The organism is Rhodococcus kronopolitis (assembly GCF_042654025.1).
GTDB lineage: Bacteria > Actinomycetota > Actinomycetes > Mycobacteriales > Mycobacteriaceae > Rhodococcus_G > Rhodococcus_G kronopolitis.
In genome coordinates this window covers 40,205-66,654 of sequence record NZ_JBHSFO010000006.1, presented here as the reverse complement: position 1 = coordinate 66,654, position 26,450 = coordinate 40,205, and the positions used below count along the sequence as shown (strand labels likewise).

Annotated in this window: 1 protein-coding gene; it reads left to right on the top strand. The window is 72.6% G+C overall.

The window, feature by feature from the left end; translation table 11 throughout:
* The first annotated feature begins 134 nt into the window (after positions 1-134).
* A complete protein-coding gene (locus ACFO6S_RS13610) occupies positions 135-26,450 on the top strand; it encodes a non-ribosomal peptide synthase/polyketide synthase (RefSeq protein WP_378417776.1) in 26,316 nt (8,771 codons plus the stop codon).

The following is a 26,450-nucleotide window of genomic DNA, read 5'->3' as shown; positions in this document are numbered from 1 at the left end:
GACAAACGCTGCCCTCGGGTACGTTCATTGATGAATATGGACTGTTTGTGTCGGACCGCCGCGCCGGGGCTCGGGAGGCGGCCCGGCCGAGTGTGCGACGTTGGCGGAGCCCCTCGGAGGATCTTTTGTCTGCTGTGGACCTGACCCGATCGGTCGCCGCGCTCGCGGCGGCACGACCCGAGGTGACCGTAGTAGTGGTCGACGGGGCGTCCGTGACGTATCGCCAACTCGACGAGCGCATGCGGCTGCTCGCCGGTCCGCTGGCCGACCGAGGCATGGATTCGGACGCCGTGGTGTCCGTGGTCCTGACCGGCCTGGTGCCGATGGTGGTGGCGGCCGAGGGCGGCATCGGCGCCGTGCTGGACACCATTCGTGAGCACGCCGCGGAGCTGGCCGAACCGTACTCGGCCGAACCGGGCGACACGCTGGCGTCGCTGTTCGCCGAGCAGGTGGCCCGAACCCCCGACCGCCCCGCGCTCACCTTCGGCGGGGAGACCGTGACCTACGCGGAGTTCGACGCGCGGGCGAACCGGCTGGCCCGCCGACTGATCGCGGAGGGCGTCGGCCCGGAGTCCCTCGTCGCGGTGGCGATGCGGCGTTCGCTGGACCTGTTGGTCGGTATCCACGCGATCGTGAAGGCGGGCGGCGGATACGTTCCACTCGACCCCGACCAGCCCGCCGAGCGCATCGAGCACATCCTCGAGAGCGCGCGGCCGACGTGCGTACTGACCACCACCCGCGACGCAGTCGAGGTGCCCGGCGCGATCGTGTACCTCGACGCCACCGATCCGGCCGAGCACTCCTCGGCCCCGGTCACCGACGCCGACCGGATCGGGCGGCTGGACCCGGCGAACACCGCCTACGTGATCTTCACCTCCGGATCCACCGGGCGCCCCAAGGGCGTCGCGGTCACCCACGCGGCGATCGTGAACCGGCTGATCTGGATGCAGCGGGAGTACCCGCTGGGTGCGGACGACGTGGTGCTGCAGAAGACGCCCGCGACGTTCGACGTCTCGGTGTGGGAGCTGTTCTGGCCCCTGCAGACCGGTGCCCGCCTGGTCGTCGCGGAACCCGAGGGCCACCGCGACCCCGGCTACCTGGTCCGCGTCATGGCGGCGGAGTCGGTCACGACAGCCCACTTCGTGCCCTCGATGCTCGCGGTCTTCGCGTCGGAGCCGGCGGTCTCCGCGTGCACGTCGCTGCGGCAGCTCTTCGCCTCGGGTGAGGCACTGCCGGCGCACACGGCCGCCCAGGTCCGTGCGGTCCTGCCCCAGGTTCGCCTGCACAACCTGTACGGCCCCACCGAGGCGGCCGTGGACGTGACCTTCCACGAGGTGACCGAGGCGGACACCGCAGGCGTCCCGATCGGGGCCGCGGTGTCGAACACCGAGCTGTTCGTCCTCGACTCGCGGCTGCGCCGGGTTCCGCCCGGGGTCTCCGGTGAGCTGTACCTCGCGGGCGTGCAGCTGGCCCGAGGGTACGTCGGACGGCCGGACCTGACCGCCGACCGTTTCGTGGCGAGCCCGTTCGAGGCGGGGGACCGGATGTACCGCACCGGCGACCTGGTGCGGTGGAACTCCACGGGCGAGCTGGACTACCTCGGACGCAACGACTTCCAGGTCAAGCTTCGTGGCCTTCGGATCGAGCTGGGCGAGATCGAGACCGCGTTGCTCGGGCACCACGCGGTCTCGCAGGCTGCCGTGGTGGTCTGGGAGGACGTCCCCGGTGACCAGCACCTCGTCGCCTACGTGGTCGGGGCGGCGGGCGCCCGGGTCGACATCGCCGATGCGACGACGCTGATCCGTCGGTCGCTGCCGGACTACATGGTGCCCGAGGCGGTCGTCGAACTGGCCGAGCTGCCGATCACCGCGCACGGCAAGCTGGATCGTAAGTCGTTGCCCCGCCCCGAGTTCGGGACGACGGTGGACTACCGGGAGCCGGCCACCGAGGCGGAACGGACCGTCGCGGACCTGGTCGCCGAGATCCTCGGGCTGGAGCGGGTGGGCGCGGACGACTCCTTCTTCGACATCGGCGGCAACTCGCTGTCCGCCGCCCGGGTGGTGGCCCGGGTCAACTCCGCGTTCGGCGCGGACCTGGGCCTGCAGGCGGTGTTCGACGCCCCGACCGTGGCCGCCCTCGCCGCGCTGGCCGCCGGCCGGACGGGCACCGCGTCGGCCCGGCCGGCGCTGGTGGCGGGGGAACGACCGGCGGCGGTGCCGCTCTCGCTCGCCCAGTCCCGGATGTGGTTCGTCAACCAGTTCGACACCACGTCACCCGCCTACAACCTGCCCCTCGGGTTGCGGTTGAGCGGCCGGATCGACCCCGCCGCGTTGGCGGCCGCCGTGCTGAGCCTGCTCGAACGGCACGAGTCGCTGCGCACGGTGTTCCCTGACGACGGCTCCGGCCCGCGTCAGGTGGTGCGGGCGGTGGCCGAGCTCGAGCTGGACCTGGCGCCGGTTCAGGCCGCGGACGAGGTCGAGCTGGCCCGGCTGGTGACCGAGCGGGCCATCGTCGGCTTCGACGTCGCGGCCGAGATCCCGGTGCGGCCAACGCTGTTCGCGTTGAGCGAGACCGAGCACGTGCTGCTGTTCCTGGTCCATCACATCGCCGCCGACGGCGAGTCGATGGCGCCACTGGCCCGTGACGTGATGCTGGCCTACGTGGCGGCCGCCGCCGGTGAGGACCCGGACTGGGCGCCGCTGCCGGTGCAGTACGCGGACTTCGCGCTGTGGCAGCGGCAGGTGCTCGGGTCCGAGGAGGACCCCGAATCGCGGATCTCGCGGCAGATCAGGCACTGGATCGACGAGCTGGCGGACGCGCCCGAGGTGCTGCCGATGCCGACCGACCGACCGCGTCCGCCGGTGATGTCGATGGCAGGCGACCGGGTCGAGTTCGAGGTGGACGCCGCCCTGCACCGCGACCTCGCCGCACTGGCCCGCGCCCACGACGGCACCCTGTTCACCGCCGTCCACGCGGCCTTCGCCCTGCTGCTCTCGAAGCTCTCCGGCGTCGACGACGTGGTTCTCGGCACTCCCGTCGCGGGCCGGGGCGAGAGTGCACTCGACGACATGGTCGGCATGTTCGTCAACACCCTGGCGCTGCGGACCGTCGTGGACCCGGACGCCTCGTTCTCCGGGCTGCTCGAACAGGCCCGGCGCACCGACGTGGCGGCGCTGGGCAACGGCGACGTGCCGTTCGAGCGGTTGGTGGAGGTGCTCGCCCCGGAACGGTCCACCGCGCACACCCCGATCTTCCAGGTGGTGCTCTCGCTGGAGGCGCCCACCGCGACCGAGATCGCGCTGCCGGACCTGGCGGTCTCCGTCGTCGAGCCGGAGGTGACGTTCGCGAAGTTCGACCTGCAGCTCTCGCTGGCCGAGCGGCCGGACCACGCCGGGCTGACCGGCACGCTGGTCTTCGCCACCGACCTGTTCGACCGGACCACCGTCGTCGACCTGGGTGCCCGGTTCGTCGCGCTGCTCGGTGCGGTCGTGGCCGAGCCCGAGCGGCCGGTCGGCGGGATCGACGTCGTCACCGAGGCCGAGCGGGCCCGGCTGGTCCCAGTCCGCGGGGGCCCGGCCGAGCCCGCGGTCACCCTCGCCGGGTTGCTGGACGCCGCCGTCGCGGTGGACCCGTCGGCGATCGCGATCGTGCACGCCGGCCGCGAGATCTCGTACCGGGAACTGGACGAACGCTCGAACCGGTTGGCGAGGTTGCTGATCGAACGCGGTGTCCGGCCCGAGACCCCGGTCGCACTGGCCATGCCGCGCGGTGCGGAGTCGATCCTCGGCCTGTGGGCCGTCGCCCGGTCCGGCGGTGCCTTCGTGCCGATGGACCCGGCGTACCCGGCCGAGCGCCTCGGGCACATGGTCGCCGACTCGGGCGCGGCGCTCGGCCTGACGGTGGCCGACAGCGTCGCGGGCCTGCCGGCCGGGGTCGACTGGATCGTGCTGGACGCCGACACCGACCCGTCCGGCGGGTTCGCCGCCGGGCCGGTGCCTGCCCGCGCGCGGGCAGGCAACACCGCCTACGTCATCTACACCTCCGGCTCCACCGGCCTGCCCAAGGGCGTCGTCGTCCCGCACACCGGCCTGGCCAACTTCGCTGCCGTGATGCGGTCGGACTGGGGCGTCACCGCGGCATCGCGGGTGCTGCACGCGGCCTCGCCGAGCTTCGACGCCTCGCTGCTCGAGATGCTGCTGGCGCTGAGCGTCGGCGCCACCCAGGTGGTCATGCCCGCCGACGTCTACGGCGGCGCGGAGCTGGCCGAGCTGATGGCGGCGACCGGAGTCACCCATGCCTTCCTCACCCCGTCGGCCGCCGTCGCGCTGCCGGCCCAGGGCCTCGACGACCTGGCCGTGTTGATCCTGGGCGGCGAGGCGACCAGCCCGGACCTGGTCGAGCGCTGGGCCTCGCGGGTCCGGCTGCACAACGCGTACGGCCCGACCGAGATGACCGTCATGGTGACCACGACCGAGCTGCGGGCGGGGCGGCCGGTCGGCATCGGCGGTCCGGTCCGGTCCGTCGATGCCCTGGTCCTGGACCGGCGGCTGCGCCCGGTCCCGGTCGGCGTCGCCGGTGAGCTGTACGTCGCCTCCGCCGTGCACACCGCCCGCGGCTACCATCGCCGGACCGCGCTCACCGCGGACCGATTCGTGGCGAACCCGTACGGGGACAGCGGTTCTCGCATGTACCGGACCGGCGACGTGGTGCGCTGGGCCGAGCGCGCGGGGCAGCTCGAGCTCGAGTACGTGGGGCGCAGCGACTTCCAGGTGAAGGTACGTGGGTTCCGGATCGAGCTCGGCGAGATCGACGCCGCCCTGCGCGCGCACCCGGGCGTCGACTTCGCGCTGACCCTCGGCAGGCCGGGCCCGTCCGGAGCCACCGTGCTGGTCGCCTACGTGACCGCGGCCGAGCAGGACGGCGCCGCGCCGGTCGACACCGCCGCGGTGGCCGAGCACCTGCGCGAGTCGCTGCCCGGGCACATGGTGCCGTCCGCGATCGTCGTGCTCGACGAGCTCCCGCTGACCGTCGGCGGCAAGTTGGACCGCACCCGGCTGCCCGAGCCGGAGTTCGGCTCCGACCGTACCGACCACGTCGCCCCCGGCAGTGCGATGGAGGAGCTGCTGGCACAGCTGTACGCGGAGGTGCTCGGACTGGATCGAGTCGGTGTGCACGACTCGTTCTTCGCGCTCGGCGGCGACTCCATCGTCTCCATCCAGCTGGTGGCCCGGGCCAAGGCAGTGGGCGTGCACCTGCGCGCACGGGACGTGTTCGAACGCAAGACCGTGGCCGCGCTGGCCCAGGTGGCCGTGCACAGCGACGACGCGAACGGACCGGTCGTGCTCGCCGAGCTGCCCGGTGGCGGCGTCGGTGACCTGCCGCTGCTGCCGGTCGCTCGCTGGGCCGCCGAACACGGCGCCGACCGGCGCTTCTCTCAGGCAGTGCTGCTGACCGCCCCGGCCGGAGCCCGCCGTGACCAGCTCGTCGCCACCCTCGGCGCAGTCCTCGATCAGCACGACGCCCTCCGGGCCCGGCTGGTCCCTGGCGCCGCGGACGACCTGTCCGACGCGGTGCTGCGGGTCCGCGAACGGGGGACGGTCGCTGCCGACCCGCTGCTGACCCGCGTCGAGTTCGGCGGCGCCGCGCTGCCCGGCACCCCCGGCTTCGAGGTGCTGGCCGCCGCCGCCCTGGACGCGGCTGCGGACCGGTTGGACCCGGCCGCAGGCGTCATGGTGCAGGCGGTCTGGTTCGACGCCGCCGACGGCGTCGACGCCGGGGGCCGACTGCTGTTCGTGCTGCACCACCTCGTGGTGGACGGCGTCTCCTGGCGCCTGCTGGTGCCGGCGCTGGCCGCGGCCTGGGCGCAGGTCGGCTCGGGCGTCGAGCCCGCGGCAGGTGGCGAGATCACCTCGTTGCGCCGCTGGGCACACGCGCTGGCCGGCGAGTCGGCCTCCGCCGACCGGGTCGCGGAGCTCGACTTCTGGCGCGGTGTCGTCGCGGAGGCGGAACCGACCCTCGGCGCCCGCCCCCTCGACGGCGCGGTCGACACCGTCGGCACCCTGGACTCGGTCACCGTGGAGCTGCCGGTCGAGACCACCGAGGCGCTGCTCACCGCGGTGCCCTCGCGGTTCCGCGGGGGTGTGCAGGACGGCCTGCTGGCGGCGCTCGCGGTGGCGGTCTCGGCCTGGCGTCGTCGGCGCGGCCGGGACAGCGACTCCACGCTGGTGACACTCGAGGGCCATGGTCGCGAGGAGCAGGTGGTGCCCGGCGCGGACCTCTCTCGTACCGTCGGCTGGTTCACCAACGTGTACCCGGTGCGACTGGACCTGGTCGGCATCGACCTCGACGACGCCCTCTCGGGCGGCGCGGCGGCAGGCCGGGCCGTCAAGGCCGTCAAGGAACAGCTGCGGGCGGTGCCGGACAACGGCATGGGCTACGGCCTGCTGCGCTACCTGAACCCGGCGACCGCGGGCGCGTTGACCGGCGCGGCCGCACCGCAGATCAGCTTCAACTACCTGGGCCGCTTCGGGGCCGAGGACCTTCCCGAGGAGGTGCGTGCGCTCGGCTGGGTCCCCGTCACCGACGGGGGACGACTCGGCGGCGCCGCCGACCCGGCGATGGCCGCCACCGCGGCGCTGGACGTGAACTCGTCCGTCCCGGCCGGGGGCGGGCTGTCGACCACCTTCAGCTTCCCCCGCGGGCTGCTGACACGCGCCGAGGTCACCGAGCTGGTCGAGCTGTGGCGTCGGGCGGTGACGGCGATCGCCGAGCACGCCCGTGCCGAGGGATCGGGCGGGCTCACTCCGTCCGACGTGCCACTCGTCGCGCTCACCCAGGAGCAGATCGACGTCCTCGAGGTCCGTTACCCGGACCTCGAGGACCTGTGGTCGCTGTCCCCGCTGCAGCAGGGTCTGCTGTTCCACGCGCTGCTCACCGAGGGTGTGCCCGGTGCGGTGGACGTCTACACCGCGCAGTTCACCCTGAACTTCGCCGGTGCGCACGACGTGCCCCGGCTGCGGCGCGCGGCGGACCGGCTGCTGCGCCGGCACCCGAACCTGCGGGCCGGCTACGTCGTCGACGAGCACACCGGGCCGATCCAGGTGGTCACCGCCGGTGAGTCGACGCCGCTGACGGTGCACGACCTGTCCGGCCTCGACGCCGACGAGCGCGAACAGGCCCGGCTGCAGGTGCTCGCTGACGACCTGGCCGCCGGTTTCGACATGACCGCCCCGCCGCTGCTGCGGCTGACGGTGATCGTGCTCGGCGCGGGCGGCTGGCAGATGCTCGTCACCAACCACCACGTGGTCCTCGACGGCTGGTCCACCCCGCTCGTGGTGCGCGAGCTGATGACGCTGTACGCCCTCGACGGCGACGACACCGCGCTGCCGCGGACCCGGCCCTACCGTGACTACCTGCAGTGGCTCGCCGAGCAGGACCCGCAGGTCTCGCTCGACGCCTGGCGGGCGGCCCTGGACGGGGTGGACGAGCCGACGATGCTCGCCCCGGAGACCCGCTCGACCGCGCACGGCAGTGCACCGGGGAAGGTGGAGGTCGCGCTGACCGTCGAGCAGACCCGGCGCGCGCAGGCGCTCGCCGCCGAACTCGGCGTCACCCTGAACACCCTGGTCCAGACCGCCTGGGCGATCGTGCTGGGCATGCTGACCCGACGGGACACGGTGGTGTTCGGCGCCACCGTCTCGGGCCGCCCGGCCGCGCTCGACGGCGTCGAGCAGATGGCGGGCCTGTTCATCAACACCATCCCGGTCGCCGTGCGGATGCGGTCCGAGGAGACCGTGCGCTCCCTGCTCGAACTGGTGCAGGCGGAGCAGGCCGGCCTGCTCGACCACCACCACGTCGGGTTGACCGACATCCACCGGGTGGCCGGAGACGGCGCGGTGTTCGACACCGCCGTCATCTACGAGTCGTACCCCGTGGACACCAGCGGGGTCGGCGGGGACGTGGAGATCGCCGGGTCCCGGCTGCTGGGCGTCGACTCCGAGGCCGCCAGCCACTTCCCGCTCTCGATCATCGCCGCCGCCTCCGGAGACCGGCTGCACGCCGCGGTCGAGTTCCAGCGTGAGGCATTCGACGAGGCCACCGCGACCGGGCACCTGCATCGACTCCTCGACGTGCTCGCGCGCATGGTCGACGCCCCGGACACGCCGCTCGCGGCCCTGGAGCTGGTGACCACGGCCGAGACGGACTGGCTGCTCGGGCGCAACCGGACCGAGCTGGCCCGCACGCCGCGCACCCTGCTCGAGCGGGCCGAGGAGATGGCCGCCACGGACCCCGACGCCCCGGCCGTGGTCGCCGGCGGTGTCACCGTCAGTCGGGCGGACCTCGACACGCGGGCCAATCGACTCGCGCACGAGCTGATCGCCCTCGGGATCGGCCCGGACGACGTGGTGGCCCTGGTGCTGCCCCGCTCCGCGGACTGGGTGGTCGGCATGCTGGCGGCCTGGAAGGCGGGCGCCGCCTACCTGCCCGTCGACCCGGCGGCCCCGGCGGACCGGATACGCGCGATCCTCGCGGACTGCGAGGCCGACGTGGTGGTCGCCGCTGCGCCGGTCGCGCACGACGGTCCGCAGTTGGTGCTCGGGTCCGCGGACTGCGAGGCACGGTTGGCGTCCCGTGCGGACAGCGCGCCGGTGAACCGCTGGGCGGAGCCGACGGCGGACCGGCGGTTGGCGTACGTGATCACCACGTCGGGCACCACCGGCAGGCCCAAGTCGACCCTGATGCCGATGGCCGGCGTCCACAACACCGCCGAGTGGTACCTGGGCGAACTCGACCTGCGCCCCGGCGATGCCATCCTGGTCGCGAACGCACCCGTCTTCGACCAGACCCAGAAGAACGTGTGGGCGGCGCTGGCCGCCGGTGCGGTCCTGCAGCTGGCGGCCGTCCCCTTCGATCCCGTCGAGATTCTCGGCGTCATTCGTGACGGCGGCGTCGTGAACGCCAACATGGCGCCGAGCGCGTTCCTGGCTCTTGTCGACGCCGACGCCGACGCCGACGCCGACACCGACGCCGTGCTCGGCGGCCTGCGCACCCTGCACCTCGGTGGCGAGGCCTTGAACCCGGTCCCGCTGGCACACCTGCAGCGCGCCGGGGTGCGGATCCACAACAACTACGGCCCCACCGAGGCCGCGGACACCTCCAACGACCATCGGCTCGGCGAGGCCGACTTCGGGCACACTGGCGCGCGGGTCCCGATCGGGCCGGCAGTGCCGAACTACCAGATGTACGTCCTGGACCAGCTGCTCCGGCTGCTGCCGCCGGGGGTGCCCGGCGAGCTGTACATCGGCGGACCACGGGTGCTGGCCCGCGGGTACGGCAACCGAATCGCACTGACCGCCTGCCGGTTCGTGGCCAACCCCTTCCGGGTCGGCGAACGGATGTACCAGACCGGTGACGTCGCCTACTGGAACGCCGACGGCGAGCTCGAGTACGTCGGCCGCACCGACTTCCAGGTCAAGATCCGCGGGCTGCGGGTCGAGCCAGGGGAGATCGAGGCCGTGCTGCTCGCGGACCCGCGAATCGCGGCCGCCGCCGTCACGGTCCGGACCAGCGGCGCGGGCGTGGACCGGCTGGTCGCCTACGTCACCGCCGCAGAGGTCGGAGCGGCCGGGATCGACGTCGTCGCGCGCGAGATCGCCGCGGCCGCGCTGCCGGACTACATGGTGCCCGCCGCGGTGGTCGCGATGGACGAGATCCCGCTGACCGCCAGCGGCAAACTCGACCGACAGGCCCTGCCGGACCCCGAGTTCGGCGGTTCCGAGGCGGAGTACGTCGGGCCGGCCACCGACGCCGAGCGCGCCGTTGCCGAGGTCTACTCCGAGTTGCTCGGTGTGCCGCGCGTCTCCGCGACCGACGGATTCTTCGAGCTCGGTGGCGACTCCCTGGTCGCGACCCGCGCCGTCGCCCGGGTGAACGCGGCCACCGGCGCCGCGCTGCGGCTGCGGGACCTGTTCGAGGCGCCGACGGTCGGCGAGCTGGCCGCCCTGGCGGAGCGGACGGCGGATGCCCCCGCGCGGGCCGCGCTGGTGGCCCGCCGACGCCCGGAGCGCATTCCGCTCTCGCTCGCACAGCAGCGGATGTGGTTCCTCAACCAGTTCGACACCGAGTCCGCGGTCTACAACGTGCCGATGGCGATCCGGCTGCGCGGCGAGCTCGACCTCGCCGCCATGCGTGACGCACTGGCCGACGTGCTCGGCAGGCACGAGTCGCTGCGCACCCGCTTCCCGGACAGTGACGACGGTCCGCACCAGGTGATTGTGCCGACCGCCCAGGTGGCGCTGGACGTGCCGGTCGAAGCGGTGGACGAGGCGCAGTGGGCTGCGCGCCTGACCGCCTTCGCATCGCAGGGATTCGACGTCACCATCGAGATTCCTTGGCGGGTGCGGATTTTCGAGATCGACCGCCGAGACCACGTGCTGGCGATCTCGACCCACCACATCTCCTCCGATGGTGCCTCGGTCGCGCCACTGGCCCGGGACCTGGTCACGGCCTACCTGGCGCGGGCGGCGCGGGCCGTCCCGAACTGGGCCCCGCTCGAGATCCAGTACGCGGACTTCAGCCTGTGGCAGCGGGAGGTCCTCGGTGACGAGTCCGACCCCGACTCCCCGCTCAACCGGCAGATCGAGTTCTGGCGCGGCCGCCTCGACGGCGTGCCCGAGGTGCTGGAGCTGCCCACCGACCGGCCCCGCCCGGCCACCCCGAGTTACCGCGGTGCCTCCGTCGATCTCGCCGTCGACGCAGACGTGCACCGGGGCCTGCGGGAACTGGCCCGAACCCACCGGGCCAGCCTCTTCATGGTCGTGCATGCCGCACTCGCGGTGTTGTTCGAGCGACTCACCGGTCAGGACGACGTGGCGATCGGCACCCCGATCGCCGGTCGCGGCGAGCGGGCGCTCGACGACCTGGTCGGCATGTTCGTCAACACCCTGGTACTGCGCACCCGGATCGACCCGGATGCGAGCTTCGCGGACCTGCTCGACCGGGTCCGGGCCGAGGACGTCGAGGCGTTCAGCCACGCTGACGTGCCGTTCGAGCGGCTCGTGGAGGCGCTCGACGTGCCGCGCTCGACCGCGCACTCGCCGTTGTTCCAGGTGGCGCTCTCGCTGGCCAACACCGAGCGGGCCGAGCTGAGCCTGCCTGGCCTCGACGTCGCCGAGCTGGCGGCGCCGCTGACGGTCGCCAAGTTCGACCTGCAGCTCAGCCTCGGCGAGCGACCCGACGTGGACGGGGCGGCGGCGGGTGTCACGGGCGTGCTCGACTACGCCACCGACCTTTTCGACGAGCCCACCGCGAGGTCCTTCGCCGACCGGTTCGTGCGGATCCTGACCGCCGTCGTCGCCGCGCCGGACACGCCGGTCGGCGAGCTCGACGTGCTGGCCGCCGACGAGCGGCACGCGCTCACCGCGCCCGCTCCGGTGGCGGTGGAGCCGCTGACCCTCGCCGAACTGCTTGCCGCGGGGGCGCGACTGGACCCGGCCGCCGACGCGGTGGTGCTCGGCGACGAGGTGTGGAGCTACCGCGAACTCGACGAGCGGTCGAACCGCCTGGCCCGGGAGCTGATCGCCCGCGGCGCCGGTCCCGAGACCGTCGTCGGCTTCGTGCTGCGCCGGTCCCTCGAGTCGGTGCTGGCGGTCTGGTCGATCGCCAAGACCGGCGCGGCCTACCTGCCGGTCGACCCGCGCTACCCGGTGGAGCGGATCGCCGAGATGGTCACGGACGCGCGCGCCGTGTCGGTGGTGACCGTCGCCGAGCACCTGGACCGGCTGCCTGCGGGCACGCCGACGGTGATCCTCGACGAGCCGGCGACCGCGACCGCCGTGGCCGGTCGGTCCGCCGACCCGATCGGGGCCGACGAGCTGACCGGCCCCGTGCACGTCGACCAGACCGCCTACGTCATCTTCACGTCGGGGTCGACGGGCCGGCCGAAGGGCGTGCTGGTGCCGCATCGCGGCCTGGCGATGTTCGTGTCCAACTTCGTCGCCCTGTACGGGGCCACCCACGAGTCACGGCTGCTGCACGTGTCCTCGCCGAACTTCGACGCCTCGGTCGGAGAGTTGTTCGCCGCGTTCAGCATTGGTGCTGCACTGGTGGTCGCCCCGGCCGACACCTTCGGTGGCGAGGAGCTGGCCGAGCTTCTTCGCGCACAGCGGGTGAGCGCGATGATCATGACACCGGCCGCGTTGGCGACGGTGGATCCCACCGGGCTCGACTGCGTGCGGACCGTCCTGGTCGGCGGCGACGTGTGCACGCCGGAGCTGATCGCCCGCTGGTCGCCGGGCCGGACCTTCCGCAACGCCTACGGACCCACTGAGGCCACCGTCGTCGTCTCCGCCACCCGGCCGCTGACGCCGGGTGAGTCGGTCAACATCGGTGCGCCGATCGCCGGAGTGACCGCACTGGTCCTCGACGCCCGGCTGCGGCCGGTGCCGGTCGGGGTGCTCGGGGAACTGTACGTGTCCGGTCCCGGCCTCGCCCGCGGCTACCACGCGCGGTTCGCGACCACGGCGGACCGGTTCGTGGCCAACCCCTTCGGGGCGGCCGGGGACCGGATGTACCGAACCGGGGACATCGTCCGGTTGACCGCGGTCGGCGACCTCGAGTACCTGGGCCGCAGCGACTTCCAGGTGAAGGTGCGCGGTCTGCGGGTCGAGCTCGGCGAGATCGACAACGTGCTCGGTGCCCTACCTGAGGTGGGCTTCGTCGCCACCGTCGCGCACACCCTGTCGAGCGGGACCTCGGTGCTGGTCGCCTACGTACTGCCTGCCGAGGGCCGCGAGCTGGACCGCGCGGTGCTTCTCGACCACGCCGCCGAGCGCCTGCCCGCGCACATGGTGCCCGCCACCGTCGTCGAACTGGACTCGATACCCTTGACGTCGAACGGCAAGTTCGACCGAAAGGGCCTGCCGGAGCCCGTCTTCGAGCAGTCGGGCGAGTTCGTCGCCCCGCGCACGCCCGTCGAGGAGATCATTGCCGGGGTGTTCGCCGACGTGCTCGGAGTCGAGCGGATCTCGGTGGCGCAGGACTTCTTCGACCTCGGCGGCAACTCGCTGGTCGCCACCCGGGTGGCCGCCCGGGTCGGCGCCGCCCTCGGCGTCCGGATCGGCGTCCGGCTGCTGTTCGACGCCCCGACCGTCGAGGCCCTCGCCGCCCGGGTGTCCACCCTCTCGGGCGGCGGCACGCGACCGCCGTTGACCGCCCGGCAGCGGGGTACCCGGGTGCCGCTGTCGCTGGCGCAGAAACGGATCTGGTTCCTCAACCAGTTCGACCCCGACTCCTCCGCCTACAACATCCCGCTCGGGGTGCGGCTGCGCGGTGCCCTGGACGTCGACGCGATGGAGCTGGCGCTGCTCGACGTGGTGACGCGGCACGAGTCGCTGCGCACGATGTACCCGTCGGACGGGGAGCCCTACCAGTCGGTGCTACCGGTCGACGCGGCGTCGCTCGACCTGGTCCGCGTCGACACGGACGAGGAGAACCTGACCGACGTGGCCGTCGATTTCGCCCGACGCGGCTTCGACGTGACCACGGAGCTGCCGGTGCGGGCCGCGCTGATGCGGACGGCCGCCGACAGTCACGTCCTGCTCGTGGTGGTGCACCACATCAGCTCCGACGGTGCCTCGTTGGCGCCGCTCGCCCGCGACGTGATGCTGGCCTACGTTGCGCGCAGCCAGGGCGAGGCGCCGCAGTGGGCCCCGCTGCCGGTGCAGTACGCGGACTTCGCGCTGTGGCAGCGGGACGCACTCGGTTCGGAGACCGATCCGGACTCGGTGATCGCCACCCAGGTCGCCCACTGGCGCGAGACCCTCGAGGGCCTGCCGGACCTGCTCGAGTTGCCCACCGACCGACCGCGGCCTGCCGTGCAGTCCACGGCGGGCGAACGGGTCGACTTCACGGTGCCCGCGGACCTGGTTGCCGCCACCGAGCGGCTGGCCCGCAGCACCGGCACCACCCCGTTCATGGTGATGCAGGCCGTCTACGCGGTCCTGTTGGCGCACCTGAGCGGGGCGTCCGACATCGCGATGGGCACCGCCGTCGCGGGCCGCGGCGAGGAGGAACTCGACCCACTCGTCGGCATGTTCGTCAACACCCTGGTACTGCGCACCCGGGTGGATCCGGGCGCAGGCTTCGCGGCCGTCCTCGAGGCTGTTCGTGAGGGCGACCTGCAGGCGTTCTCGCACGCCGACCTGCCGTTCGAGCGGCTGGTCGAGATCCTCGACCCGCCGCGGTCGACCGCACACGCCCCGCTGGTCCAGGTCTCCTTCGGCTTCGAGAACACGGAGAACCCGGTCTTCGAGCTGCCGGGGCTGACCGTCACCGCGCTGCCCACCGATCTCGGGCAGGCGAAGAACGACCTCGAGCTGGCCTTCGTCGAGCGCCTCGACCCCGAGGGCGCCCCGCGGTTCGAGGGCACCTTCCGGTACGCGACCGCGCTGTTCGACCGCTCGACCGTCGAGACCGTGGCGGCCCGGTTCCTGCGGACGTTGGCGGCGGTCACCGCGGACCCGGCACTGGTGGTCGGCGACCTCGACCTGCTGGAGGAGTCCGAGCGCCGCCGCATGCTGGTGGAGTTCAACCGGACCGAGATGCCGGTCGAGCCGACCACCCTGGTGGAGTTGCTGGACCGGTCGGCGGTTCGCAACCCGCACTCGCCGGCGATGACGTTCGAGGACGTCACGATCGACTACGCGAGCTTCGACGCGCGGGTGAACCGGCTGGCCCGGCACCTGATCGGGCTCGGGGTCGGCCCGGAGCAGCTGGTGGTCCTGGCGGCCCGCCGGTCGATGGACATGATGGTCGGGATGTACGCGGTCATGAAGGCCGGTGGCGCCTACGTGCCCGTCGACCCGGACCAGCCGGCCGACCGACTCGAGATGGTCCTCGGGATCGCCCGACCGGTGTGCGTGCTCACCACCTCCGGGGACTCGGTGGCGCTGCCCGCCGGGGTGCCGGTGCTCGAGATCGACCGCCTGGAGCTGTCCGGGCCGGGCGAGCCGGTCACCGATGCCGAGCGGCTGAGCCCGCTACGCCGCGCGAATCCGGCGTACGTGATCTTCACGTCCGGCTCGACGGGGGTGCCCAAGGGTGTGGCCGTGAGCCACGAGGCCGTCGTCAACCAGCTGAGCTGGTTCGTCGGCGAGTACGAGATGACCGCGGACGACGTGGTGATCCAGAAGACCCCGACAGTGTTCGACCCCTCGGTGTGGGAGTTGTTCGTACCGTTCGTCGTCGGTGGACACCTGGTGATCGCGAAGCCCGACGGACATCGCGACGCCGAGTACCTGACCGAGACGTCGCGTCGCTGGAACGCGACCGTGCTCGGATTCGTGCCGTCCATGCTGGCTGCCTTCCTGTCCGGGCCGGACCTGGCCTTCCCGCCGTCGGTGCGGGCGCTGCAACTGGCAGGCGAGGCACTGAGTCCGGAGCTGGCCGCCCGCACGATGGCCGCGTCGAACGTCCGCATCGACAACGCGTACGGCCCGACCGAGACGACGCTGACCTCGGTGCACCACTGGGCGACCGGCTCCGAGACGGCTGTCATGCCGATCGGTGTGCCGGTGTGGAACTCGCAGGCCTACGTCCTCGACGAGCGGCTGCACCCGGTGCTGCCGGGGGTCAGGGGAGAGCTGTACCTCGCGGGCGGCCAGGTGGCCCGCGGCTACCACGCCCGCGGCGTCCTGACGGCCGAGCGGTTCGTGGCCAACCCGTTCGGGGCGCCGGGCGCGGTCATGTACCGAACCGGCGACGTGGCGCGCTGGCGCACCGACGGCAACCTCGAGTACCTGGGCCGCACCGACTTCCAGGTCAAGATCCGCGGTCAGCGGATCGAGCTCGGCGAGATCGAGTCCGCCCTGCTGGACCACCCGGCCGTCCGGCAGTCCGTCGTGACTGCCGCCGACACGGACCATGGACTGCGCCTGGTCGCCTACGTGGTCGGTGACGATGTCGACACCGGCGACCTCCGCGCCGCGGTGGCAAAGGTGCTGCCCGGCTACATGGTTCCCGACGCCGTCGTCGTCCTGGAGGCCATGCCGGTCACCGGAAACGGCAAGCTCGACCGGCGCGCCCTGCCTGCGGCGGAGTTCGGCGGCGGGTCCGAGTACGTGGGCCCGAGCACCCCGGCGGAGGAGGCCCTCGCCGAGGTGTTCGCGCAGGTGCTCGGCGTGGACCGGGTCAGCGTGGACGAGTCGTTCTTCGCGCTCGGCGGCGACAGCATCATGTCGATCCAGCTGGTCTCGCGCGCCAAGTCCGCCGGCCTCTGGCTGACCGCGCGGCAGGTCTTCGAGCACCGGACGGTGGCCGCGCTGGCCGCCGTCGCCGGGGACGCGACGGGCCCCGAGACCGTGCTGGCCGAGCTCCCCGGCGGCGGTGTCGGCGATCTGCCTGCGACGCCGATCATGGCCGAGTTCGCCGAACGCGGCGGCCTGCTGCGCAGGTTCTCGCAGTCCAACATGGTGACGCTGCCGGTGGGCATCGACGCCGAGACCGTGACGGCGACCATTCAGGCGGTCCTGGACCGGCACGACGCGTTGCGCCTGCGCTGGCACGCCGACGGCTCCGGCCTCACAGTGCCTCCGGTCGGCGAGACGAGCGCGGCGGACCTGCTGCGCCGGGTCGAGTTCGGCGCCGATCCCGGTTCCGCGGCCTTCGCGACGCTGGTGCGGGAGGAGTTTGAGGCGGCCGCGGACCGTCTGGACGTGCGCACCGGAGTGACGGCCCAGTTCGTCTGGTTCGATCCGGAGAGCGGCGGCAACGGCCGGTTGCTGATCGTCGTGCACCACCTGGCCGTCGACGGAGTGTCCTGGCGGATCCTGCTCCCGGACCTCGCGGCCGCCTGGGGTCGGACGATCTCGGGCGCGCGTGCCGAACTGCCCGCGGTGGGCACGTCGGTGCGTCGGTGGGCCCACGGGCTGACCGAGGCCGCGAGCGTCCCTCGGCGGACGGCCGAGCTCGAGCACTGGCGGTCCGCGCTGGCCGGGCCCGACCCGGTACTCGGTTCCCGGCCGGTCGACCCCGAGGTCGACGTGGCCGAGACCACGCAGACGGTGCGGGTCGGTGTGTCCGCGCAGACCACGGAGGCGTTGCTCACCGCGGTCCCGGAGGCGTTCCGGGGCAACGTCAACGACGGGCTGCTGGCGGCCCTGGCGCTGGCCGTGGCCCGCTGGCGGGCCGACCGCGGGATCGATGCGTCGGCCGCCGTGATCGCGCTCGAGGGGCACGGTCGCGAGGAGGACACCGTCCCCGGTGCCGACCTCTCGCGCACCGTCGGCTGGTTCACCACCCTCTTCCCGGTCCGCCTCGACACCGCGGGGGTGGCTCTCGACGCTGCCTTCGCGGGCGGCGCGGACACCGCGCGAGCGGTCAAGGCGATCAAGGAACAGCTGCGGGCGGTGCCGGACAAGGGCATCGGGTACGGCCTGCTCCGCCGTCTCAACCCCGAGACCGCGGCCAAGCTGGCGGGCTACCCGCAGCCGCAGATCGGGTTCAACTACCTGGGTCGGGGCGGCTCGTTCGCGATCACCGACGAGATGCGGGCGGTGGGCTGGGTTCCGGCCGACGACGACATCGAGCTCGGGTCGGCGCTGGACCCGCGGATGCCGGTGACCGCGCTCGACGTCAACGCGGTCGTCGGGCGCGTGGACGGTGCCGAGCAGCTGACGGCGTCGTTCTCCTTCCCGCTCGGGGTGCTCACCGCCGCCGAGGTCACCGAGCTGGCCGAACTGTGGTGCGCCGCGCTCGACGCGGTGGCCCGGGCTGCTGCGGGACCCGAGGCCGGCGGACGCACCCCGTCCGACCTGCCGCTGGTGACGCTGGACCAGCGGCAGATCGAGGCCTACGAGGCGCGCTTCCCGACGTTGCGCGACGTCTGGCCGCTCTCGCCGCTGCAGTACGGCATGTACTTCCACGCGGGCCTCGCCGCGGAGATCGCGGTGGACGTCTACACCGCGCAGCTGGTGATGCAGCTGTCCGGGACTGTGGACCCGGCCCGCATGCGCCGCGCCGGGCAGGCGCTGGTGGACCGGCACGAGACGTTCCGGACCGCGTTCGTCACCGACGACTCGGGTGTGGCCGTCCAGGTGCTGTCGGAGCGGGTGGAGCTGCCGTTCACCGTGGTGGACCTGTCCGCACACCCGGCCGCCGAGCAGGCCGCCGAGCGCGCCCGCATCGCCGACGAGGACCGCACCCGCCCGTTCGACCTGTCGGCGCCGCCGCTCATGCGGTTCACGCTCGTCGATCTCGGCGAGGGGCGTCACGAGATGATCGTGATGACGCACCACATCGTCACCGACGGCTGGTCGACCCCGCTGATCCTCAAGGAACTGTTGTTCCTCTACGTCACCGACGGTGACGCGTCCGCGCTGCCCGCGGCCCGGTCCTACCGCACCTACCTGGCCTGGCTGGCCGACCGGGACCTCGAGGCGTCCCGACGGGTCTGGGTGGACACGCTGGCGGGGGTGGAGGGTCCGACCCTGCTGGTCTCGGGGGACCGGGGACGAACCCAGAGCTCCACCTCCGGTCGGCTCGAGCTGGACGTGCCGGCCGAGCTCACCGGGCGGATGACGGAGCTGGTCCGGTCCCTGGGCGTCACGCCGAACACCGTCGTCCAGGCCACCTGGGCGATCGTGCTGGCCACGCTCACCGGCCGCGACGACGTCGTCTTCGGCGCCACCGTCTCCGGCCGACCGCCGGAGATCGACGGCGTCGAGTCGATGATCGGCCTGTTCATCAACACCCTGCCGGTGCGGGTGACGGTGCGGCCGGACGAGTCGGCCGCGCAGCTGCTCGGCCGGATCCAGGGCGAGCAGGCGGACCTGCTCGACCACCACTTCGTAGGCCTGTCCGAGATCCAGAAGGCCGCAGGCGAGACCGCGATGTTCGACTCACTGGTGGTGTTCGAGTCGTTCCCGGTGGACCTGGCCGGTGCCACCACCGAGACGGACCTCGCGGGCATGCGCGTCTCAGGCGTCTCCGGCGTCGACGCCGCACACTATCCGCTCACCCTGACTGCCAGCCTGGGTCAGACGCTGCACCTGGAGTTCACGCACGTGCGTGAGCTGTTCGACGACGCGGCGGTCGGCGTTGTCGCCCAACGCTTCCTCCGGGTGTTCGAGATGCTGGTGGCCGAGCCGGCGACGGTGGTCGGCGGCGTCGAGGTCACCTCGGCGGACGAACGGGCGGCGCTGACGCCGGTCTCCGGCCCGCCGGGCGCAGAGCCGGTCACCCTGCCGGAGCTGCTCGCCGCCGCGGCGCAGGACCGGGACCGGGTGGCACTGGTCCACGGCAACCGGCAGCTGACCTACGGCGAGCTCGACGACCGCTCGAATGCACTGGCACGGCTGCTGATCGACCGCGGCGTCCGCGCCGAGTCGTTCGTGGCGCTGGCACTGCCGCGGTCCTTCGCCGCCCAGGTGGCGCTGTGGGCGGTCGCCAAGTCCGGCGGCGCGTTCGTGCCGATGGATCCGGCGTACCCGTTCGACCGGATCGAGCACATGGTGTCCGACTCCGGGGCGGTGATCGGTGTGACCGACGCCGACCACGTCGCAGCGCTGCCGTCGGGGATCGACTGGCTGGTGCTCGACGAGGCCGGCTGCGAGGCCGAGCTGGCATCGCGCTCGACCGCACCGGTCGCCGACACGGACCGGCTCGCGCCGGTGCTCGTGGAGAACGCCGCGTACATGATCTACACCTCCGGCTCGACGGGCCTGCCCAAGGGCGTCGTGGTCGGCCACGCCGGGCTGTCGAACTTCGCGGCCGAGCAGCGCGAGCGCTACTGCGTGACCGCGAGTTCGCGGGCGCTGCACTTCTCGTCGCCGAGCTTCGACGCGTCGATGCTCGAACTGCTGCTCGCGGTGGGCGCGGGGGCGGCTCTGGTGATCGTGCCGCCGGGCGTGTACGGCGGCGACGAACTGGCCGAGGTGATCACCTCCGGCGGCGCCACCCACGCGTTCATCACCCCGGGCGCGCTGGCGACCCTGTCCCCGTCGGGCCTGGACAGCCTGGCGCACCTCGTCGCGGGCGGCGAGGCGGTACCGGACAATCTCGTCGACGTCTGGGCGCCGGGCCGGAACTTCTACAACGGCTACGGTCCCACCGAGACGATCGTCATGGTCGCCATCAGCGAGCCGCTGACCACCGGGGACCGGCTCACCATCGGCGGTCCGATCCGCGGCATGTCCGCGGTGGTGCTGGACCGGCGGCTGCGGCCGGTGCCGGTCGGCGTCGCCGGTGAGCTGTATGTCGCCGGTGCGCAGATGGCCCGCGGCTACCACGGACGGCCCTCGTTGACCTCGGATCGTTTCGTGGCAAACCCGTACGGGGACAGTGGTTCCCGCATGTACCGGACCGGCGACGTGGTGCGGTGGATCGAGACCGGGAACGGCCTCGAGATCGAGTACGTGGGCCGGAGCGACTTCCAGGTGAAGGTGCGCGGCTTCCGCATCGAACTCGGCGAGATCGATGCGGCCCTGGCGGCGCACGAGACGGTGGACTACGCGGTCACCGTCGGTCGTACCGGACCGTCCGGGGCGACGGTGCTGGTGTCCTACGTGGTTCCCGTCCCCGGCGTCGAGGTGGACGTCGCGGCCGTGACCGAGTTTGCCGGTCGCACCCTGGCTTCGCACATGGTGCCGTCCACGATCGTGGTGATGGATTCGATTCCGTTGACGGTCAACGGCAAGGTCGACCGAAAGGCGTTGCCGGAACCGGACTTCGGCTCGGCGGCGGCCACCTACGTGGCCCCGGCCGACGCGGTGGAGGAGACGCTCGCCGCGCTGTTCGCCGAGGTGCTCGGCGTGGACCGGGTGAGCGTCGCGGACTCGTTCTTCGAGCTCGGCGGCGACTCCATCGTCTCCATCCAGCTGGTGGCGCGGGCCAAGGCCGCGGGCCTGCAGCTGCGCACCCGAGAGATCTTCGAGCACAAGACCGTCGGTGCGCTGGCCCGGGTGGCGGTGCCGGTCGGTGACGCCGCCGTCGAGGCGCTGGCGGAGCTGCCCGGTGGCGGCGTCGGCGACCTGCCGCTGACCCCGATCATGCGCTGGATGACCGAACGGCCCGGCGGGCACAACCGGCTGCTGATGCCGGCCTACCTGGCGTTGCCTGCCGGCATCGACCGGACCGGTCTGGTCGCGACCCTGGCCGCGGTCTACGAGCGGCACGACATGCTGCGGGCCTCGATCCCCGCGGTCGAGGGTGATCCGGTGCTGCGGGTCGTCCCCACCGCGGACGTCGATGCGCTGGTCACCCGTGTCGAGTTCGACGCGGCGGCGCTGCCCGGTACCGAGGCGTTCGACGCGCTGGCAGGCCCGGCGCTCGAGGCCGCGGCGGCGGAGCTGGACCTGACAACCGGTGCGGTTGCCCGGTACGTGTGGTTCGACCCGGCGCCCGGCACCGAGGCCACCGGCCGGCTGCTGCTCGTCGTGCACCACCTGGTGGTCGACGGTGTCTCCTGGCGGCTGCTCGTCGGGGACCTGTTCACCGCCTGGCAGGCCGTCGCCGTCGGCGCGGCGCCGGAGCTCGCCCCGGTCGGCACCTCCATGCGGCGCTGGGCGCACGCCCTCGCGGAGGAGGCGGCCCGCCCCGAACGGGAGGCCGAGCTGGAATTCTGGCGCGGCGTCGTAGCGGCGGACGACCCACTGCTCACCTCGCGGGCGCTGGACCCGGAGATCGACCTGTTCGCGGACGTCGCCGAGGTCTTCGTCACGTTGACCGAGGCGACGACGGAGGCGCTGCTGACGGCCGTGCCGACCGCGGTGCACGGCGTCGTCAACGACGGACTGCTGGCCGCGCTGGCGCTGGCCGTCACGGCGTGGCGGGCCCGTCGGGGCGTCGACGGGTCGTCGGCCCTGATCAAGCTGGAGGGCCACGGTCGCGAGGAAGATCTCGTCGCGGGCTCCGACCTGTCCCGCACGGTCGGCTGGTTCACCAGCATGTTCCCGCTGCGCCTGGACCTGGACGGCATCGACGTCGAGTCCGCGTTGGCAGGCGGCGACGCCACCGGCCGGGCGCTCAAGGCCGTCAAGGAGCAGCTGCTGGCGGTGCCGGACAAGGGCATCGGCTACGGCCTGCTGCGCTACCTGAACCCGGGTACCGCTCCGGAGCTGACCGGGCATTCGTTGCCGCAGATCGGTTTCAACTACCTGGGCCGGATGGGTGGCGGCGAGAACGCCGTGACCGGCGCGCCGATCGGCTGGCTGCCCGCACCCGCGGGTGAGCTGACGGTCTCGGCGGCGCCGGATCCGGACTTGCCTGCGGCCGCGGCGATCGACATCAACGCCGAGGTCAACGGCGCCGTGCTGACGGCACGGTTCGCCTACCCGGCGGGCCTGCTCAGTGAGGCCGAGGTGGCCGAGTTCGCGGGACTGTGGACCCGGGCCGCCGACGCACTGGCCCGATGGGCGACACCGGAATCGGGGCCGCGGACCCCGGCGTTCACGCCGTCCGACCTGCCGCTGGTCTCGGTGTCCCAGCGGGAGATCGACGTCCTCGAGCAGCGGTACCCGACGCTCGAGGACGTGTGGTCGCTGACCTCACTGCAGGAGGGCATGTTCTTCCACGCGGTGCTGGCGGAGAGCTCGACCAGCCTGGACGTCTACACCTCGCAGGTGGTGGTCGGGCTCGGCGGCACCGTCGACGCAAACCGGATGCGGGTGGCGGCCCAGGCGCTGGTGGACCGGCACCCGAACCTGCGGGCCGGCTTCGTCCACGACGAGGACGGCAACCCGCTGCAGGTGGTCGTGGGCAACGCGCCGATCACCTTCCGCGCGGTCGACCTGACCGGGCTGGACGAGGCGGAGCGCCGGAGCCGGTGCCTGGAGTTGCGCGATCAGGACCGCAACGGCCGGTTCGACCTGTCCGCGCCGCCGCTGGTGCGGTTCAGCCTGATCACGACGGCCGATGACCGGCACGACCTGGTCGTCACGACCCACCACATCCTGGTGGACGGCTGGTCGATGCCGCTGATCTTCCGGGACCTGGTGGCGCTGTACGCAACCCGCGGTGAGGCCTCGGCGTTCCCGCCGGTGCGTCCGTACCGGGCGTTCCTGGCGTGGCTGTCCGAACGGGACGCCGAGGCCTCGCTGCAGGCATGGCGGACCTCGCTCGCCGGCACGCAGGACCCGACGCTGCTGGCGCCGGAGGACCGCGGTCGCGAGCAGTCGGCCATGCCGCGGGTGCTGACCCTCGACCTCGACGCCGAGCGCAACACCCGGATCGAGGCCCTGGCCAAGCGGCTCGGGGTCACGGTCAACACCGTCGTGCAGACGGCGTGGGGCCTGGTGCTCTCGCGGCTGGTCGGCCGGGACGACGTGGTGTTCGGCGCCACGGTGTCCGGCCGCCCGGCCGCGCTCGAGGGCGTCGAGTCGATGGTCGGCATGTTCATCAACACGCTGCCCGTCCGGGTCCGCCTGGACCGGGGGGAGACCCTGCGGGACCTGCTCACCCGGGTGCAACTCGAGCAGTCCGACCTGCTCGAGCACCACCACGTCGGGCTGCCGACGATCCAGCAGGCGGCAGGCGCCGGCGCGGTCTTCGACACCATCACGGTGTTCGAGTCCTACCCGGTCGACACCTCCGCGGCAGGCGACGGCGGCGACATCGACGGCATGCGCCTGCTCGGGGTCCAGGGCGTGGACGCCAACACCTTCCCGCTCTCGCTCTACATCGAGCAGGGCGAGGGCATGCAGATCCAGGCCAAGTACCTGCCGGACGTGTTCGCCGAGGCCCAGATGCGTTCCGTGGTGGACCGTCTCGACCGGGTGCTCGCGCGGCTGGTGCAGGCCCCGGACAGCACGGTCGCCGAGCTCGAGGTGCTCTCGGAGTCCGAGCTGGGTCGGCTCGCGGAGCTGAATGCCACCGGTCACGAGATTCCGGCGGCCACCCTGGCCGACCTGTTCGACGCACAGGTGCGGCGGACGCCGGACGCGGTGGCCCTGGTGTTCGAGGGCGAGGAGCTGACCTACGCGGAGTTCGATGAGCGGGTGAACCGGTTGGCCCGGCACCTGGTCGGCCTCGGTGTCGGTCCGGAGTCGATGGTCGGGTTGGGCGTTCGGCGGTCCCTGGAGCTGATGGTCGGCATGTACGCGATCGTCAAGGCCGGCGGCGCGTACGTGCCGATCGACCCGGACCATCCGGCGGACCGCACGGCGTACGTGCTGGAGACGGCGGATCCGGTGTGTGTGCTGACGACGTCGCGGGACCGGTTCACGGTGGACCCGCGATTCGAGTTGGTCGAGATCGATCGCCTGGACACCTCCGGCTTCTCCGACGCCCCTGTCGCCGAGGCGGACCGTCTGTCCCCGCTGCGCCTCGGCAACGCGGCCTACGTGATGTTCACCTCGGGCTCGACCGGCAGGCCGAAGGGGGTGGTGGTCACCCACCGGGCGATCGTGAACCAGCTGGTGTGGAAGCAGTCCGAGTACGGCCTCGGCGTCGACGACGTGGTGCTGCAGCAGATCGCGATGACCTTCGACGTGTCGGTCTGGGAGTTCTTCTGGGGTCTGCAGAACGGCGCCCGGTTGGTGATCGCGAAGCCGGACGGTCACAAGGACCCGTCCTACCTGGCCGCGATGATCGCCGAGCACGGCGTCACCACCGCGACCTTCGTGCCGTCACCGCTCGGGGTGTTCGTCGCGGTTGCCGACGCGGCCGCGCTGCGCAGCGTGCGCCGCGCGTTCGTGATCGGGGAGGCGTTGCCGCCGGTGACGGCCGCCCGCTGGCGTCAGCTCACTCCGGCGGGTCTGCACAACATGTACGGGCCCACGGAGGCCGCGGTGTCCGCCACCAACTGGGAGGCCCGCCCGGAGGACACGGTCACCACGCCGATCGGTCTGCCGCAGTGGAACGTGCAGGCGCACGTGCTGGACGTCGGTCTGCGCCCGACTCCGGCCGGGGTGTCCGGGGAGCTGTTCCTGGCCGGGCCGCAGCTGGCCCGTGGCTACCTGACCCGGCCGGGAATCACCGCGGACCGGTTCGTGGCCAACCCGTTCGGGGAGCCCGGTTCGCTGATGTACCGGACCGGTGACCTGGTGCGCAGACGCGGCGACGGGGTGCTCGAGTACATCGGGCGCACCGACTTCCAGGTGAAGCTGCGCGGCCAGCGGATCGAGCTCGAGGAGATCGAGTCGGCGGTCCTGGCGCACCCGGCGGTGCGGCAGGCAGCGGTCCTGGTGGTGCAGGACGAGCGCACCGGGGACCAACTGGTCGCCTACCTGATCGTCGACGACGGCCACCGCGTCGACGGCGAGGAACTCAAGCGGTTCGTCGCCGCCAGCCTGCCGGGGTACATGGTGCCGAACGCGGTCGTCGTGCTCGACGAGTTCCCGCTCAACGCGAGCGGCAAGCTGGACCGCAAGCAGCTGCCGGTGCCGGAGTTCGGGGACTCCGGTGAGTACCGGGCCCCGACCACGGCGACGGAGATCGCGGTGGCCGAGGTGCTGGCCGAGGTGCTCGGGCTCGAGCGGGTGTCCGTGGACGCGTCGTTCTTCGACCTCGGCGGCAACTCGCTCTCGGCGACCCGGGTGATGGCCCGGCTCACCGAGGAGCTCGGTGTCACGGTGCCGCTGCGGGCGGTGTTCCTGGACCCGACGCCGGCCGGGATCGCGGCGGCCGTGGAGGCCGAGCGGACCGGCACCGCGCCTGCCGCCGACATGTTCGACGTGCTGCTGCCGATCCGCCCGGCGGCCGGGACGCCTGCCGGCAGCGTGCCGGTCTTCGCCGTGCACCCGGTGCTCGGGTTGTCGTGGGCGTACTCGGGACTCGCCACCGCTCTCGGCGGCCGGGTGCCGGTCTACGGCCTGCAGACGCCGGCCGCGTCGGGGGACACCGCCGCGCCGTCCTCGATCGAGGAGATCGCGGCCCGCTATGTCGCCGAGATCCGCGCCGTCCAGCCGGACGGACCGTACCGGCTGATCGGTTGGTCGCTCGGCGGCGTCATCGCGCACGCGATGGCCGCGCACCTGCAGGACGAGGGACAGCGCGTGGACCTGCTGGCCATGCTGGACAGCTTCGCGGGTGAGGCGGCGGACGAGCTCGGGGTCGGCGCCGTCGGCGCGGAGGAGATCCTCGGCGGGTTCGGGCTGAAACCGGTGGAGGGGCTGGACCCGCAGACCGCCGGCATCGACGACCTGCTCGCGCTGCTGCGTGGCGCAGGCGACAGCCCGCTCGCAGCGGTGTCCGAGGAGTGGTTGAGGTCGATGGTGGCCGCGGCCGTCGTCTCGACGGAGCTGATGCGGGCGTACGTGCCCAAGTCGGTCGACGCAGACCTGCTGCTGTTCACGGCGGCCCGAGACCGGTCCGACGACACCGTGGGCCCGCAGTCGTGGGTGGGCGCGGTGACAGGGAGGATCGTGCACACCCCGGTGCCTGCCACGCACTGGTCGATGCTCGGTCCGGAGGCGCTGACGGTGATCGGCCCGACGCTCCGGGAGTGGCTCGGCTAG